Source organism: Lysinibacillus sp. UGB7, from assembly GCF_049058285.1.
Classification (GTDB): domain Bacteria; phylum Bacillota; class Bacilli; order Bacillales_A; family Planococcaceae; genus Lysinibacillus; species Lysinibacillus sphaericus_B.
The window spans coordinates 1-1,102 of sequence record NZ_JBMGUV010000094.1 but is presented as its reverse complement, the minus strand read 5'-3'; the positions used below and the strand labels follow the sequence as shown (position 1 = coordinate 1,102).

Here is a 1,102-nt window from a genome sequence, read left to right as displayed (position 1 = left end):
ATTTAAAAAGTTAATTTAATTTATTATAGCAAAGCTAAAGTCATTACACAACGGAATGGATGCTGGTGATAGATGGGCATTTGAACAACTAACGAAGGGGTGAAGAACATGCAACGATTATCAGCACACAATGGCATATTCAGATTGCCAACAATTCAGCGCAAAAATGATGCGGAGTTAGATGTTGCTATTGCAGACCTTGAAGCAAGAGGCTTTCAGTTAGTAAAGAGAGGCACGAGCAGCAAGGATGTAAAAAACTTCGAGTATAAGCAAAGTTCAAAAACGCCAAAGAGATACAAAGGTGCCTCAACACATCATAAAGTGTGGGCAATTATGGAGAAGCAGATGCAGTAAAAAATGAGAGCAGAGGTGAAAACAATGCAAGGCTTATGTATGGATTCTGGAAACTCAACGAACTTACAGAATGGCGATATATATTATTTATTTCCGCATGGTGGTCAAGCATTTAACGTAAGTAGATTCCCTCGAAAAGGATCACACTTTGGAACATATCAAAAGGATCGTTTCAAGATAGTAGAGGATGAAGATAAATGGCCACAGGAGCCAGTAAAACCAAACAATCAGCAGACTTTAGAAAAAGGCAAAGTTTATAAAGCTGAATTGGTTTGGAGATCAAAAGGTTATGCAGAAAGTACACAGCCAGGAACGTATTTCATAGCGGCTGTTAATAATTGCTACGTATGTAAAACGGATTGCTATTTTTATTTAGATGCAGAACGGCAGCAACCAAAAGGAAGGTTTCCGTTACATTGGTTTACGAATATTCAGGAATACGATGAAAACGCAGTTGTAGAGCTACCACGAAACGAGTGGCGACAAATGAATTTATTCGGTATATAGGTTAGACAATAAAAAGTTAAAAGGGGAATAAGACAATGAGAAACGTAATTTTTGACGTAACACCAGAATCTGTTCAAAAGGTAGCTGGACAGATTACAGAAAATCATCCTGATAGCATGGCAATTTTAGCCCCGATGTCTGGTAATTGCTCTGTACATGCGCCAAGTAAAACGGGTAAACACAAAGGCTATCATCGAATTAAATTAGAAGTGTGGATTCCAGAGGATGCGATTAAAGGCGA

General features: G+C 38.3%; 3 protein-coding genes. All 3 read left to right on the top strand.

Going from position 1 to position 1,102, the window contains the following annotated elements:
- Positions 1–108: 108 nt before the first annotated feature.
- Positions 109–354: a hypothetical protein gene (locus tag ACOMCU_RS28025; protein WP_421052299.1), complete on the top strand. Its 246-nt coding sequence runs from the start codon at positions 109–111 to the stop codon at positions 352–354.
- Positions 355–369: 15 nt separating this feature from the next.
- The gene (locus ACOMCU_RS28020) at positions 370–861 is read left to right on the top strand and encodes a hypothetical protein (protein ID WP_421052298.1); all 492 of its coding nucleotides are present in this window, start codon (positions 370–372) and stop codon (positions 859–861) included.
- A 35-nt stretch (positions 862–896) separates the two neighbouring features.
- A partial coding sequence (locus tag ACOMCU_RS28015) for a hypothetical protein (protein ID WP_421052297.1) occupies positions 897–1,102 on the top strand: 206 nt, incomplete at its 3' end.

Excerpts from the sequence above, each read along its gene's own strand:
- ACOMCU_RS28025 (WP_421052299.1), top strand. The coding sequence starts at position 109 with ATGCAACGATTATCAGCACACAATGGCATATTCAGATTGCCAACAATT.